The sequence below is a fragment of the Microcoleus sp. A2-C3 genome, assembly GCF_036706065.1.
Taxonomy (GTDB): Bacteria; Cyanobacteriota; Cyanobacteriia; order Cyanobacteriales; family Microcoleaceae; genus Microcoleus.
The window spans coordinates 103,096-118,063 of the sequence record NZ_JAUBVX010000012.1 but is presented as its reverse complement, the minus strand read 5'-3'; the positions used below and the strand labels follow the sequence as shown (position 1 = coordinate 118,063).

Genomic DNA, 14,968 nt, shown 5'->3' with positions numbered 1-14,968 from the left:
CAACTATCAACTGTCAACTGTTTAATGACTTCCTGGTTTACAAACGTTGTACTCTTCGTGGGACAAAACTTTTTGGGGAATTAAGAAAGTGCCGCAATCTTCACAAAGCATTCTGTAGTTGCGTGTTACAGGAATACTCACAATCCAGCGGTTGTGACGCAGACGTTTGCCTCCGAAATCTCTGTAATTCTTATTTTCCCCCAAAGCTGCTATAATAGCGCGAGCTTTAGTAACTACATGGTCTGGCAGACCTCTGAGATCGATCGCATCTCTAGCAAATGATGCTTCCCTCTCTTGTTTTTTGGTTTGTTTTTCTGCCAGCATTTCAACATATTGCTGCTGCGCCATCAACTCTTGCGTGCAGCGATGGCACGCTTTACCATATCCTTTGTGACCGCAATCAAAAATTGTTTTTCTTTTAGCCATAAAGCAGCAGTATCGGGTTTGATCCACGCCCCTGAATGCTGCTACCCTACCAGTGATGCTTCCGGCATCGTGGCAGTTCTACAAGACGCAAAATCTATTCCGTTTCATAAATTTAATAGTTTTAACTTTGCTTGATCGAATATCTTTGAACTGTGAATAGACCGATGACCTCAATAAAATTTAAAATTTTTGTGACTGTACTTTATGATAATTTACCAGGTTTTTGCTGTGCTGGACTGCTGGCGATCGCCCTGACGGCCTGCGGACAAGCCAAGCATGACGTGCAGAATTTACCTCCCAGTCCGGCTCCGTTGCCTCAAGACCCCTTATTGCAAGTATACTTCAATCAGTCCCTCACTTCTAGTTATACGGAGCCTTATCGCGCGCAAACTAGACCTGGGGATGATTTAGAAAAGTTGGTCGCCGAGGCAGTAGCCAGTGCTGGATCGACGGTAGATGTGGCGGTTCAAGAGTTTCGCTTGCCCGGTATTGCGCGACAAATGGCCGATCGCGCGCGATCGGGAATTAAAGTCAGATTAATTGTCGAACATCTGTACAATCGTCCTTGGAGCGATTATACAGCCCAGGAGTTAGTGAAGTTACCCGATCGAGAGCGCGATCGTTACAACGAATTTGTCCAACTGGCCGATACCAATAAAGACGGCAAATTAAGCCCGGAAGAAATCAAGCAAAATGATGCTTTTGTAATTCTCAAGGATGCGGGAATTCCTGTAATTGATGATACTGCTGATGGAAGTAAAGGCAGCGGTTTAATGCACCACAAATTTGTATTAATTGATAACAAAACAGTCATCGTAACTTCGGCTAATTTTACAACCAGCGATATCCACGGCGATTTCAAGACAGCAGCCAGTCGCGGCAATGCCAACAATTTGCTGCAAATTGCCAGCCCTAAATTAGCGCAACTATTTACTCAAGAATTTAACATTATGTGGGGCGACGGGCCCGGAGGTAAACCGGACAGCAAATTTGGCATCAAAAAGCCATTTCGCCCAGTCCAAAAAGTGATAATTGGTAATGCAACTATTGCGGTGCAATTTTCACCAACGAGTGCGACTTTGCCTTGGGAAAAAAGCGTTAACAGTTTGATAAATCAAACTTTAGCAAAGGCGAAACAGTCGGTTAATTTGGCACTGTTTGTATTTTCCGCCCAACGGTTGTCAAATACTCTAGAACTTGAATCTAGGCGCGGTGTGGCGGTGCGAGCTTTGATTGACTCAAATTTCATTTATCGCCCTTACAGCGAAGGTTTAGACATGATGGGGGCGACTTTGATGCAGGATTGTCGGTTGGAATCTGACAATCGCCCGTGGAGAAAGCCGCTAACTACAGTGGGTGTGCCGCTGTTACCAACGGGCGATCGCCTGCACCACAAATTCGGTGTGATCGACGGCAAAACGGTGCTTACAGGCTCTCACAACTGGAGTGAGGCTGCAAATCACGGGAATGATGAGACATTATTGGCGATCGACAGCCCGGTAATTGGGGCCCATTTTGACCGGGAGTTCGATCGGCTGTACAAAGGTGCAATCTTGGGAATTCCCCACCGCATCAAACAGAGAATTGACGCGAAAAAAAAAGAGTGCGAATCAGTGCAAGCAGCATCAAAATCTGCCGATGCTAAATCTCAAATTTCTGGCAAAAAGTTAGTTAATTTGAATAGCGCCACTCAGGAAGAATTAGAAACTTTGCCAGGAGTAGGCCCGAAGTTAGCCCAGAAAATTATTGCAGCGCGGGAAAAACAGCCTTTTCAGTCTTGGGAGGATGTGGAAAACTTGCCAGGAGTCGGAAACAAAACAGTAGACAAGTGGCGCGATTTAGTCGCATTTTAAACACTATAAAAGATTGCAAAAATAGCTAGGACGGGCAAGATGCCCATCCCACAAGATTTTTACATTAGGGGAAAATTTTTTAGGACGGGCAAGATGCCCATCCCACAATTTTTTTTCTTGTGGGATGGGCTTCTAGCCTGTCCCAAAATTTGATGCAAATAACTTCTACAATCTTGTCTATTACTTCAAGTAACTGGGTGAAAGTAAAATGCCGCAGCTAACACAATATATGTTGCTAAAAGTAGCACTCCTTCCAGCCAATTAGAACGTCCGTCGAGACTAATTAGATTAGCGATTGTCACAGCAATGGCAACCGCAACCACCTCAAACGGATTAAAGTTTAAATCCATCGGCTGATGAATCACTATACCGATAATCACCAACACCGGCGCTACCAGCAAAGCAACTAGCAAACTCGAACCCATTGCGACAGAAACTGACAAATCCATATTGTTTTTCATCGCAACTCCCACCGCAGTTACATATTCGGCCGCGCCGCCCACAATTGGTAACAAAATAACCCCTGTAAACAGCGGTGTCAATCCCAATCCTTTGGTAGTTTCTTCGACAACACCCACGAAAATTTCTGATTCAAAAGCAACGGCAACAGTTGAAGCAACTAGCACCCCTATCCACAGCCACAAATTCGGTTTGTGCGCGGTGGATTCATCATTTTGAGGATTTTCTGACTCTAGTTCTAGCAAGCTGACTTCGTAAAGATAGCTGTGAGTTTTTAAGGAAAATAGCAGTGTTAGCGCGTAAACTGCAATTAGGACGATCGCAGTTATCAACGAAAGATTCTGAATCGCTGCGGGTTCGACTCCATTGGATGTGTAAATTACCATTGTCGGCAGCAGAATCGCAATCACTGCGAGAGTCATGGTGGAACCGTTCACCCGCGCGATAATTGGCTTGAATTCTTGTTCTTTGTAACGGATTCCTCCTAGCAGCATGGAAAATCCCATAACTAAGAGTAAGTTGCTGATAATTGTGCCGGTGATGCTGGCTTTCACGATGTCAATTAAGCCAGCTCTTAGGGCAACTATGGCAATAATTAATTCCGTAGCATTGCCGAAGACTGCATTTAATAAGCCGCCTATGGATGGCCCTGTGACGATCGCCACTTCTTCTGTTGCCGTGCTCAACCAAATCGCCAGAGGTATAATGCCTAAAGCGGATGTGATGAAAACTGTGAGGGAACCCCAGTGCAAATACTCAGCGGCGATGGAAATGGGGATGAAAACTAACAGGGCTATGGAAAGAATTTTTTTGATTGACATAGCGCATCGGATGGTGTATTGAAGGGTGAGGTCGAGTTAAATTGGCGATCGCAAAATTGATTTTACACTATTCAACTATTTTCTGACAATTCTGGTGGCGAGTGCGATCGATAATTGGGAATTTTTAACCGCAAATGCACACAGATCGAGGCAGATTGAATATAATAGAATTATATCGACATCGGTGAAAAGATATGTCTCAATCTGTAGTGCCAGTTGTTGAATCAAAGCAAATTGATACTTCACCCACCTTGACGTTTGAAGAATACCGATTTTATCAAACTGATTCCGATCTACAATATGAACTGTACAAAGGCAAATTAATTCCGATGCCAACCGCCACAGTTTTACATATCAAAATTTGCGAATATTTAGTTTACAAATTGCAGCGTTATCTAGCTGAACATAATCTTGATTTAGTAGCAAAAACAAGCTTGGGAGTGAGGACAGAAGAAGATAAATCCCGCATTCCTGATGTAGTTGTTTGCACTCAAACTCTTTTGGAACAAGCTGCTGCTAGACCAGGTGCTGGCATCCTCGATTTTGAAGAAAAGCCGCTGTTAGTGATAGAGGTAGTGAGTCAAAATCGGCGGGCAGATTATATTATTAAACGAGCCGAGTACGAACTAGCTAACGTGCCAGAATATGTGATTGTTGACCCGACACCTAACAAGCAAGTGGTGCGAGTTTTAGCCTTTATTGAAGGTGAAGAAATTTATACGCAAACAGATTTTGTGCCGGGGCAACAAATGGTATCTGTAGTATTTCCCGATCTGATATTGTCAGTGAATGAAATACTGTTTCCGCCATTAGTTGAAGGGTTGATTAAAGAAGAACAAGCTCGATCGCAGGAACTTGAACAGCAAGCTGCGGTGGAGCGCCAACGGGCTGACGAGCAGCGCCAACGGGCTGAAAGATTGGCGGCGAAGTTGCGAGAGTTAGGAGTCGATCCTGATATTATTTAGGATCAACGCTTTTCTGTGAGATCCCCGACTTCTTAAAGAAGTCGGGGAGGTGGGTATTCTGTTTGTTTAGCCGTTGCTCACTTGCTAACCATCGCATTAATTCCAGATTTATCGTTCGAGCCGCTGGCCGTCGCGGAACACTCCCGGAAAACGCTTGCCACGGGTATCAATAATTGTGCCTTTGCCGTGGGGCAATCCCTTCCGCAACTCTCCCTCGTAGCGAATACCATTAGAAAACGAACAAGTACCCCTAGCATCGAGTTCTTGACTAAAGAACTGTCCCGAACACCGGGTACCGTCGGCGCGGGTAAACACTCCTGCACCTAAAGGCTTGCCCCCCAAGAATTGACCGACAAATCGATCGCCATTAGCAAAAATGAATTGCCCCTGTCCAGTTGGCACACCCACCTTTCGATCGAGAGAAAACGGCCCAATATAGCGATCGCCATTAGTAAAAATAGCTGTCCCGGAGCTAACTTTGCCATCTCGGAAGACACCCTCGACGCGGGCATCGTCCTTAAATATAAATTGTCCTCGACCGTTTGGCTGACCCATACGGAACTGCCCCTCATAGCGATCGCCACCGGAGTAGACATATACCCCGGTGCCGCTGGGCAAACCGTTAACGAAGCTTCCGATGTAGCTATCGCCACTGTCGTAATCGCACCTAACTCTACCCGTAGCGATCGCAGGCACACAACGACCGCTGTTAGCTCCTCCTCCTGCTTGCGCCATTGAAGGCAAGGGATAAGTCGCGTAACTACCAATTCCCAACACTGATGCAACTAATAGAGCGATTCCACTGGTTTTAAAAGGGGAAATCATTAATCAATTTTCTCCTATGCGTTTCTGGATATTATCTTGCTTTGTCCTTTGCCTTTTGTCTGATGTCCTGTCAAAACTTGCCTTGACAGCTCAATTTATCCTTTACGACAGTCCGGGTTTGCCGTTACGGAATACCCCTGGAAAGCGCCTGCCATTAACATCGATCATCGTCCCGACACCATGAGGCAGTCCCTTTCGCAATTCTCCTTCATAGCGCGTGCCGTTAGGATAATTGCAGGTAACAGAAGCATCAAGTTCTGGATTAAAAAACCTACCAGAGCAGCGAGTACCGTCTTTGCGTACTAATACCCCAGGCCCAAAGGGCGAGCCTGCAAAGAATTGTCCTTCGTAGCGATCGCCGTTAGAGTAAAAAAACTGACCCCGCCCAGCAGGTTGACTACTAATGACTTTAGTTGTCACGTTGATCACGACTGCGAACTCTCCAACGTAGCGCTCGCCGTTGGCAAAAACGACAGTCCCCGATCTCATCGTGCCGTCTTGGAACACGCCTGTGTAGCGGGCATCATCTTTAAAAATGAATGTCCCTCTACCATTAGGAACTCCATTCCTAAACTGTCCTTCGTAGCGATCGCCATTAGCGTATACATAGAGCCCCCTGCCGTCGGGCAAGCCGTTCACGAAGTCTCCCTCGTAGTTGTCGGCCCCCTCATAATTACATTTCACTCTCCCAGTAGGAGGGTTGCCTTGGCAGACGGGAGGGCGTTTGCCTTCTTCTTTTTTTGCTTCGTCTTTTGGTTGAGCCATTGAGGGCTGGGGATTAAAGAGATTAGCGACGCCGCCGATACAAGAAGCAACTAATATCGCCATCCCTAATTTTTGAATTGAACCGAGCATCGGAAATCTCCTTTGACTTTAATGGATAGTAATAGGGATTTTAGAGAAGCTAAGACTTGCTGAAATATCCCATATTTTTTCATACCTAATGGTGATTTTTCAGAGCTTCGCTAACTCTATATTAAGTTTACTTTCAGACTCGGATATCAGACCTGGATACAAAAAGGCAAAAATTAAGAGTTTTTGCCTTTAGCATTTTTCCGGCTCGATCGTCAATTTTTAGCGCCCCGTCACCTTATTAGCATTTGGCAGACGGCTAATCACGGCATTGACGGGTTTTTGATCGCGACTTGGGGCTTTTTCCCCAACTGATTTGGCTACCTCAACGCCGTTTTCTTCCAGAATCACGATCGGATCTCCTCCTGACTTAAGATCAACCCGCTTCACCAAAACTTGCCCGTTAGACAGTCGTTGTCCTACTTTGACATATCGACTTGTTGGTTCACTCGGTACTCTAACAATCACTTGGGTCTCGTTCCCAACTTTTACTACCCCGCTGACTTCAGTACCTGTAGCGAGGTCGGTAGAAGGCGGTGGAGGAACTGCCGGCGCTTGCTTGACCGGAGGCGGATTGGGGTCTACCCACTGGGGCGGGCGCTTATCTACTGGTAGCGGTGGCAGATTCGGCACTCCTAGGGGTCTAGCTGCAATTGGCTGGGGCGGCCGCGGGGGTGCTGGACGGCTAGGAGTGCTAGTAATTCTTCTGGGAAGGGGATTGAGGTTTCTCCACTGGGGCGGGCGCTTATCTACTGGCAGTGGTGGCAGATTCGGCACTCCTAGGGGTCTAGCTGCAATTGGCTGGGGCGGCCGCGGGGATGTTGTACGGCGAGCCGTTAGCCCTGGAACTAGGCGTGGCGAGCTAATTTGCACCCCGCTGCCCGACGTTGCAGAAGCATCTCCCGAACCGCGACCTAACTGAGGAGCCGTTAGCCCCGGAATTAGACGCGGCGAGCCAATTTGCGCCCCGCTGCCTGACGGTGCCGAAGCATCTCCCGAACCGCGACCTAACTGAGGAGCACTTAGCCCTGGAACTAGGCGTGGCGAGCCAATTTGCGCTCCGTTGCCTGACAGTGCCGAAGTATCTCCCGAACCGCCACCTAACTGAGGAGCCGTTAGCCTCGGAATTAGGGGTAGCGAGCCAATTTGCGCTCCTGTGCCTCCTCCTCCTCCTCCTCGTAGGGTGAAGCTTCCCCGGCGGCCTAGTCGAGGCTGAGTTCCTGGTAAGTCTGGCAATGAACTAGAATCAGTACCGCCTAATATTTGGGGAGGCGATAATTCTGGCAGTTGGGGTAGGAGGGCAACTTGTCGCTGTGGCAGTTTGGGGAACTGATCTGTAGACGCACTTATTCCATTAGCTCCGGCTGGGTTTTGAACTGCGATCGGGGGAAGGACTGCAAAGGGGTCTGACAGACCGGTATTGGCTGGTGTCAATGGGCCTTGGGATAGGGGCTGACCAGCGGGTGTTTTTTTAGCCTGGTTCTTGTTGTCGCCAATGCCTGTTTGAGCTTGTCTGGCGCGTTCGTCGGGATTGGTCGATCGAATTAACCCTGGTGGCTGGGCCGCGACGATTGGGGACGAAAAAGTCTGAGTTCCTGGGGTGGGGCTGCCGGAGGCTGCCGGAGACGGAGAAGCTGTACTGGGACTGGGGCTGGGACTGGCTGTGTTGCTGCCTCCGTCGCCGCAGCCTCCGATCGAGAAAGCTAGTAGTCCTATAGTCGCAAAATATAAAAGTTTGTGCATTGCCGATCGCCCCTAAATGCTTAATTTCCGCGCCAACCAGACTCTACAATTAAAGCAGGTTGTCGTTTTAAGTTTATCTGTTCGATGTTATGCGATCACTTGAAAATTGCCAAGTTAATCTTGACGATTTGATATTGGAGGGGCGTTGGGTTTTCGCAACCGGTTAGGATTTTAATGCCGAGCGCTTTTCGACATTATTGAATCAATCAAGGCATTTCTATGGTAGGAAAAGTGATTCTCCAGCGGATGAGCGCGATCGCCCAAATTATTTCTGCGGCCGCTGCGGTGGCAGTTGGCTCAGTGGGGCGGTGATGTGCAGGCTCAATCAAATCAGCCAAAAACTAAGTTGATGAAATTCTTGCCCGATGTGAGTTCTCAGCACCTCGATCGCATAACAGCATCGGAGTCAAAACAGGCAATTTGTAGTTGAATTTATTTCTTGAGGCAGTAGCAAAACGCAGCCAAGTGTGGTATCGTTTTGAGTGTTTCAAGACCCACAGACCGTTAAACTCTATGTGAAAATCCGCCCGCTGTTGATGCGATCGGGTAACAGTCTCAGAGTTTAGATTCACAGTTCAAGGCAAGGCAATCAATTAAACAAACAGCAAAGCAGCTTGAAATTAGTTCCCAAAATGCTGCGGCTGAGGGAATTTTGGTTGGGATTGTTGGGCCGAAGCGTCAAAAATCTGTAAACTGATGAGCGGAAGATGTTCCGCAAAATCGGAAATCATGACGATCGAGAAATTAATTATTGTAAATAGGTATTCGCATGGCACAAACCTCTGTATCTCCTGTAGTGCTGATTATTCTAGACGGCTGGGGTTATCGTGAAGCAAAAGACGGAAATGCGATCGCCTTAGCGAAAACACCCGTGATGGACAGTCTCTGGGCAGCTTATCCCAGAACTCTGATTCACACATCGGGCCGGGCGGTAGGGCTTCCAGACGGGCAAATGGGCAACTCGGAAGTCGGTCACTTAAATCTGGGCGCAGGCCGCGTGGTTCCTCAAGAGTTGGTAAGGATCTCGGATGCTGTCGAAGATGGTTCTTTGCTCGAAAACCGGGCGCTGGTTAAACTTTGCAAGGAAGTGCGCCGTCGGGGCGGCAAGTTGCACCTGACTGGTCTTTGTTCCGAGGGCGGAGTACACTCGCATCTGAGTCATATTTTGGGTTTGCTAAAGCTAGCAAAGGCACAGGGAATTTCTGAGGTTTGTATCCACGCGATTACAGACGGCCGCGATACTACTCCTAAAGAGGGCGTGGAAGCTCTAGGCAAGATTGAAGGTTATATCAAACAGGTAGGAGTGGGTAGGATTGCTACCATCAGCGGCCGCTATTACGCGATGGACAGGGACAAACGCTGGGATCGGGTGCAGCGGGCTTACGAGGTGATGACGATTGAGGGCGCACCTGATGGTCGATCGGCAGTTAATGTGTTGCAGGCATCCTATGCTGAAGGAGTGACCGACGAGTTTGCGATTCCGACTCGGATTACCCCAGGATCTGTGGCATCCGGGGATGGGATGATTTTCTTCAATTTTCGCCCGGACAGGGCTAGAGAGTTGACTCAGGCCTTTGTAGCGCCCGATTTCAATGGGTTTGAACGGCAGTTAATTGAGCCACTGGCGTTTGCGAGTTTTACTCAGTACGACCCAAAACTGTCGTCGGTACTCGTGGCTTTTGAACCGCAGAATTTGAACAATATTCTGGGCGAGGTGATTTCTAAGCACGGTTTGCGGCAGTTGCGGACGGCGGAAACTGAAAAGTACGCTCATGTGACTTATTTTTTTAATGGCGGTCTGGAAGAGCCTTTTGAGGGGGAAGACCGGGAGTTGGTGCAGAGTCCGATGGTGGCGACTTACGATGAGGCGCCGGAAATGTCCGCCGCTGAGGTGACGGATGTGGCGCTGGCGGCTTTATCCAAGGGGATTTATTCGTTTGTGGTGCTTAACTACGCTAACCCGGATATGGTTGGTCATACGGGGATGATCGATGCGACGATAATTGCGGTTCAAACTGTGGATAAATGTTTGGGGCGGCTGTTGACGGGCATTAGTAAAGCTGGAGGAACGGCAATTATTATTGCTGACCACGGAAATGCTGAGGTGATGTTCGACGAGAATGGGAATCCTTGGACTGCTCACACTACTAATCCGGTGCCGTTTATTCTGATAGAGGGCGAAGGTCTGAAGATTCCGGCTCATGGAACTGAGGTTCCTCTGAGGGCGGACGGCTGTTTGGCTGATATTGCGCCGACGATTCTGGAGCTGTTGAGGTTGCCTCAGCCGCCGGAGATGACGGGACGTTCTATGATTGAGCCGGCTGAGTTTGAAGTTCGCGCTAATCGCACTCCGGTGCGGGTGCGGCTGTAGCAAGTCAGGATACACGCAGGGACACAGCACCGTGCCCAGAGGTGTCAAGTTAAGGCTGAAAACCTTTGTATCTCTGGTTTGTATCCAAGTCTAGATCCCCCTAAATCCCCCTTAAGAAGGGGGACTTTGAGAAAACTCCGGTTCCCCCCTTCTTAAGGGGGGCTAGGGGGGATCTGGCCTTGGCTGCGAACGAGATATACAAAGATTTCCAGGCGATTGTTGACACTTTCGGAAAGGCAGTGCTGTGTCCATAAGTGATGTTGTGTGCGATCGACCAAATTTGATATAATCATAGATTACCGATTACTAATTACCAATTACCCCGAATTGTCAGGAACTCAGGGCTAAAGCCACTGAGCTTGAAAGAGAAATCTAACAAGCTATTCTGACCAGCCTAAGTCTTAACTGACTACGTTATTTAGGTCACGACACCAGCGAATGCGAAGCTAGTTTTCTGCTCTGTCGCTTGTGATTAAACAGTTCTAAAGTCCCTGGAACAGTGTCACAAGCCCAACAAGCCCTTATAACATTGGCGAAGCTAACATCACCCCCGCAAGGGAGAGGCAGAAATGCCAAACATTATGCGTACAGGATTGGGAGATTTGAAACGGTAACTGTCCCGTTGAAAGTGTAGTACAAAAGCACACCGAACCAACCAATCCCAAGGCGGTAATGGAAAGATTCAACGCGATTGAAATCGCCGAGCCGCTTCCCTCTCAGGACTAAAGTCTCTGAGTTTCCCTCTCAGGACTAAAGTCTCTGAGTTTCCCACTTACCGAGTTTGTTTATGAATATTGTTGCTGTGTTACAAGTTATCTGGTCTTTGTCTGCTTTCGGACTTGTGATTTTGGTGTTGCTACACAGTCCTAAAGGCGATGGCATTGGAGGGATTGGTGGCCAAGCTCAATTGTTTACGAGCGCCAAGAGTGCGGAAACGACTCTGAACCGAATTACTTGGGGTTTGTGTATTGTTTTTATGGGTTTGACTGTAATTTTGAGTGCTGGTTGGTTGACTCCTAAGTTGTAAGATTAGGATTTTTAACGGCAGATGTAGGTAGATAAACGCAGATGAACGCAGATGAAGTTGATATAATCTGAATTTATCTGCGTTTGTTTTTGTGTATCTGTGGTCATAAAAATGCGGTTGTGGAAAGTTACGATAAAAGCTCGATTGCTGCTCGGTTTTGGATTGGCTTTATGTTGTTTTAGCCTGATAATTTTTACTCAGGTTAATACTCTGGCGGTGAGTCTTTCTCCTCTGGCGAATAGTTGGCCGGCTGCACAGGTTCACGCTTTGCCGCCAATGCTGGCCAATTGGCAAGATGCAACGGATAGCGGTGATTATTTTGACCAGGTTAAACCGCCGACTGTCGGTCATTTGCTGTGGTCGAAGTTTCCGATTCAGGTTTATGTTGATCCGGTTGATGCTAATAAGTCTCAAGCATGGATAACGGCTGTTTTGGATGTTGTCAGGGAATGGGGGGTTTATTTGCCTTTGGAAGTGGTGGATAGTTCCGAGGTGGCTGATATTAGAATTTTACGTCAGGTTCCGCCTGTGCGTCAAGGGGTTTTGCGATCGCGCTCTGGGGAATCTACCTATGAGTTGTACAATCGTCGGGATGGGGATAAAACTGTTTTATCTCATCGGTTTTCGGTGTATTTGAATCCGAATCAAGTGGGTAAGTATGTTCCGGCGACGGCGCGGCACGAGTTGGGACACGCTTTGGGAATTTGGGGCCACAGTTTGCTGGAAACTGATGTGCTTTATTTTTCTCAGGTGCGGAATCCTCCGGCTATTTCTGCGAGGGATGTTAATACTTTGAAGCGGGTTTATCAACAGCCGACTAGGTTGGGTTGGGAATTGTAGTTTCGGGCGAATAGAATTCGAGACTACACACACGAAGTCCACATTCGCGGACTATAATAAGCACACGATAGTTAATAGGAAAGAGAAGAAAGATGAAAGATGAAGCTTTTGGGATTGTGCCAGTTTTTGCGACTGAAACTGATAGTTTATTTTTGTTGATTCAACATCAAGCCGGACATTGGGCGTTTCCCAAAGGTCACGCGAATCCGGGGGAATCGGCGCTAGAAACGGCGAAGCGGGAGTTTAATGAGGAAACTGGCATCCGCGATTGTGAAGTGCTTGAGGAGCCTAGTTTTGTGGAACGTTATTCCTTTGTTAAGGAAGGGAAGCCTAGTTCGGTGCAACATTATTCCTCTGCGAAGGAAGGAGAATCAATTGAAAAGACTGTTACTTACTTTTTGGCTTTTGTAAATTCAATGGAAGTTCAGTTGCAAGTAGAGGAAGTTAAAAATTCGGCTTGGACTTCCTTTGAGGATGCAGTTAAGCTGATTACTTTTGATGGGAATCGGCAAATTTTAAGGGAAGTCAAAGCATTTTTGGACGCGAGGAATGAGTGTTAATCAGTCTTGGACGCACTGTTTATGTAGAGGGCGCCGCACCTTAGGCTATAAGTAGTGTGTCAAAGCACTTTTTGCGTCCAGGATTGTTAAGAAATAGTCCGGTTATACGAGCGCCATTAAATTTGTACTAAGGACTTTAGTGCTGAGTGAATACAAGCTTTTAGAGAGGGTTCCAGTCCTTATTACAAAAAAATTGTTTTGTTAAATACCCGACATCTTCAAGAAGTCGGGTATCTAGGTATTCTGTGAGATTATTTGTTGGTTTTCTGGGCTTTGGCGTGCTGTTGCAGGCGAGAGAAAACGTTGTAGGCGTCGGGGCCGGGATTACCGTGTTCTACAGCGCCGTCGATGGGGCCGTCGATGGCTTTCCAAGCTGGAATTCCGCCTTTTAGTTCGGCGACTTTTCTAAAGCCGGCTGCGCGGAGAAGATTGGCTGCTTCTGCTGTTTGTTGGTCGGTTTCGCCGTAGATGTAGATGTCGCGAACTGGCTCTAGACTGGATTTTGCGCGCTCTACTAATTCGTCGATTGGCATCGGTACGGCGCCAGTAATGCGGCTTTTGTCGAAGCTTTCAAAGTCGCGGGCGTCGATGATTGTGAGTCCGGGTTCGCCCCAATCTAAGCGGGCTTTGAGGTCGTGGCTGGATACTTGGGCTGTTAAACCGGGTGGGGTGGGAGTCAAATCTGGCAGTTTTTCTTTGATGTCTGCAATTTGGTCGGGAATAGTTTTCATGGGTAAAGTGTTGTTGAATGTTTTGATTGCCATTGCAATGTAACGAGATATTTTGGTTGAATGCGTCTTTCTAAAGACAGAATCGGGCATTGAACTAAAGTCGCAGTTAAGCTGATTTGCTGGTGGTTGACTGCGGTTGGGAGCGCTATTTTTGTTGAGGTTGCTAAGCGGTGGCTGGCTTGGATGCGGATTGTTTTGATTGAAATGTACGATCGATCTTATTGACTGTAGATATTTTGAAGTGCGATCGATCGCCCAACCAGTCATTGTATCAAATAAGCAAATTTTAGTCAATCCAATGATTTTTAAATGAAATTTGCTGTATGTTGTGCGCAGCCTCGTGCGTTATTTTGCTGAGAAGTTTAGATGTTTTTCAGCCAAATTTCTGGTAAAATTTGATACTAACAATAGATATTAGAAGGTATGAATATGTCTGAGAACAATGAAATTGCGGTGCCTAAAACTTTGACACCCGAAGAGCAAGCGGTTTGGGATGCGAAGGCGAAAGTTCGAGTGTTACTGAATTTGTGGGATTTGGGCGCAGGTCAAATTCCGGTTAAAAAGGGCGATTTGACTAAGCGGATTGTTCGCACTAATGAGACGAGTCAGAAATATCTGGGAGTGCTCGCGGAGTTGCAGGAAGCTGGGGCGATTGAGTATTCGCTGGTAAATCGGGTGACGCGGTTGGAGTTGAGCGCGAAGGGGAAGGAGGTTTTGGCGGATGGCCTGCAAAGTCGCGATTCTCTGTTTGAGTTTGATGGTTCTCAAATCGGTACTCGGCTGGGAAATGCTTTGCTGAAGTGGATTCGGCATCGGGATGGTGCGGCGGGTGTTGCTGCGGGGGCGGGGAAGAAGGCGGAAAGTGCGATCGCATCCTATGACAATTTTAAGGCTGTGGCGATCGATGTGTACGACAGCTTGAACCGGGATTATAACTTAGACGATTTAGTGCCGATTTATCGGATGCGGCGAGAAATTGGGGAAAGGGTAGGGCGATCTCAGTTCAATGAGTGGCTTTTGGAAATGCAGGCTCAAGATATTCTCCAACTTATAGGTGGCAGTGTAGAAGACAGCGCCCCCGACAAAATCGAAGATTCTATCACCACAAAAGTGAACGGTTTGCGCTGCTATGTCAAGCGTTTAACCTAATTAACTTGAGTTAGTAGTGCATTCGCTCCTTTATCTTCACACACGCACAAAACGATGAATGACTTTCACTCCTCAATCCCCGACCTCAATAAAGCTATTACAAGTCAAAACCCTTTTGACAGATCGTTAATAGTCAGGAGCAATGATATTTGGAAGCCAAGTTTTCCTGACGTTCCTTCTATCAATGCTCATGCCTCTGATGCTATCTTTCAGGCGATAGAGCAAATCCGCGCGGGGTATCGTACAGTTAGTGGCATCACGATCAAAGCTGAAAAAGGTCTAGGAAAAAGCCACCTAATCAGTCGGATTCGCAGCCGCCTTCTGGATGAAGGTGGTTCTTTCTTTG

13 protein-coding genes are annotated in these 14,968 nt (G+C 47.4%); 7 read left to right on the top strand and 6 right to left on the bottom strand.

Annotation, left to right across the window (positions count from 1 at the left end):
* Positions 1–21: 21 nt before the first annotated feature.
* Positions 22–426 carry a DUF7682 family zinc-binding protein gene (locus tag QUB66_RS09425; protein ID WP_265234179.1) on the bottom strand — a complete coding sequence of 135 codons (405 nt, stop codon included), beginning with the start codon at positions 424–426 and terminating at the stop codon, positions 22–24.
* Between the two features lie 164 nt (positions 427–590).
* Here QUB66_RS09425 and QUB66_RS09420 point away from each other — a divergent pair, with 164 nt between their 5' ends.
* On the top strand, positions 591–2,279 hold the full coding sequence (locus QUB66_RS09420) for a DUF655 domain-containing protein (RefSeq protein WP_332966926.1): 1,689 nt from the start codon (positions 591–593) through the stop codon (positions 2,277–2,279).
* A 185-nt stretch (positions 2,280–2,464) separates the two neighbouring features.
* Here QUB66_RS09420 and cax read toward each other — a convergent pair whose 3' ends face one another.
* Entirely contained in the window at positions 2,465–3,559 is a 1,095-nt protein-coding gene (gene cax, locus QUB66_RS09415; protein WP_332966925.1) for a calcium/proton exchanger, read from the bottom strand.
* A 194-nt stretch (positions 3,560–3,753) separates the two neighbouring features.
* On the opposite strand from cax, the gene QUB66_RS09410 reads away from it, so the two are divergent.
* Positions 3,754–4,524, top strand: a complete 771-nt coding sequence (locus QUB66_RS09410) for a Uma2 family endonuclease (protein ID WP_332966924.1) — start codon at positions 3,754–3,756, stop codon at positions 4,522–4,524.
* 108 nt (positions 4,525–4,632) lie between these two features.
* Here the strand turns inward: QUB66_RS09410 and QUB66_RS09405 are convergent, their stop codons facing one another.
* From QUB66_RS09405 to QUB66_RS09395, 3 genes are all read right to left on the bottom strand, one after another.
* On the bottom strand, positions 4,633–5,349 hold the full coding sequence (locus tag QUB66_RS09405; protein ID WP_332966923.1) for an MORN repeat-containing protein: 717 nt from the start codon (positions 5,347–5,349) through the stop codon (positions 4,633–4,635).
* 102 nt (positions 5,350–5,451) lie between these two features.
* Positions 5,452–6,204 (bottom strand): MORN repeat-containing protein, encoded by a 753-nt coding sequence (locus QUB66_RS09400; protein ID WP_265234173.1) that lies wholly within the window; start codon positions 6,202–6,204, stop codon positions 5,452–5,454.
* A gap of 219 nt (positions 6,205–6,423) precedes the next feature.
* Positions 6,424–7,944 (bottom strand): hypothetical protein, encoded by a 1,521-nt coding sequence (locus QUB66_RS09395; RefSeq protein ID WP_332966922.1) that lies wholly within the window; start codon positions 7,942–7,944, stop codon positions 6,424–6,426.
* Positions 7,945–8,713: 769 nt separating this feature from the next.
* Here QUB66_RS09395 and gpmI point away from each other — a divergent pair.
* The 4 genes from gpmI (at position 8,714) to QUB66_RS09375 (ending at position 12,742) form a co-directional block, all read left to right on the top strand.
* Positions 8,714–10,315, top strand: a complete 1,602-nt coding sequence (gene gpmI / locus QUB66_RS09390; RefSeq protein WP_265234171.1) for a 2,3-bisphosphoglycerate-independent phosphoglycerate mutase — start codon at positions 8,714–8,716, stop codon at positions 10,313–10,315.
* 787 nt (positions 10,316–11,102) lie between these two features.
* Positions 11,103–11,342: a preprotein translocase subunit SecG gene (secG, locus tag QUB66_RS09385; protein WP_265234170.1), complete on the top strand. Its 240-nt coding sequence runs from the start codon at positions 11,103–11,105 to the stop codon at positions 11,340–11,342.
* A gap of 111 nt (positions 11,343–11,453) precedes the next feature.
* A complete protein-coding gene (locus QUB66_RS09380; RefSeq protein ID WP_332966921.1) occupies positions 11,454–12,182 on the top strand; it encodes a peptidase in 729 nt (242 codons plus the stop codon).
* Positions 12,183–12,274: 92 nt separating this feature from the next.
* The gene (locus tag QUB66_RS09375; RefSeq protein ID WP_332966920.1) at positions 12,275–12,742 is read left to right on the top strand and encodes a bis(5'-nucleosyl)-tetraphosphatase; all 468 of its coding nucleotides are present in this window, start codon (positions 12,275–12,277) and stop codon (positions 12,740–12,742) included.
* A gap of 251 nt (positions 12,743–12,993) precedes the next feature.
* Here QUB66_RS09375 and QUB66_RS09370 read toward each other — a convergent pair whose 3' ends face one another.
* The gene (locus QUB66_RS09370) at positions 12,994–13,767 is read right to left on the bottom strand and encodes a rhodanese-like domain-containing protein (protein ID WP_332966919.1); all 774 of its coding nucleotides are present in this window, start codon (positions 13,765–13,767) and stop codon (positions 12,994–12,996) included.
* Between the two features lie 135 nt (positions 13,768–13,902).
* Between QUB66_RS09370 and QUB66_RS09365 the strand changes: the two genes are divergently transcribed.
* Complete coding sequence (locus tag QUB66_RS09365; RefSeq protein ID WP_332966918.1) at positions 13,903–14,622, top strand: hypothetical protein; 720 nt, start codon at positions 13,903–13,905, stop codon at positions 14,620–14,622.
* Positions 14,623–14,968: the final 346 nt, after the last annotated feature.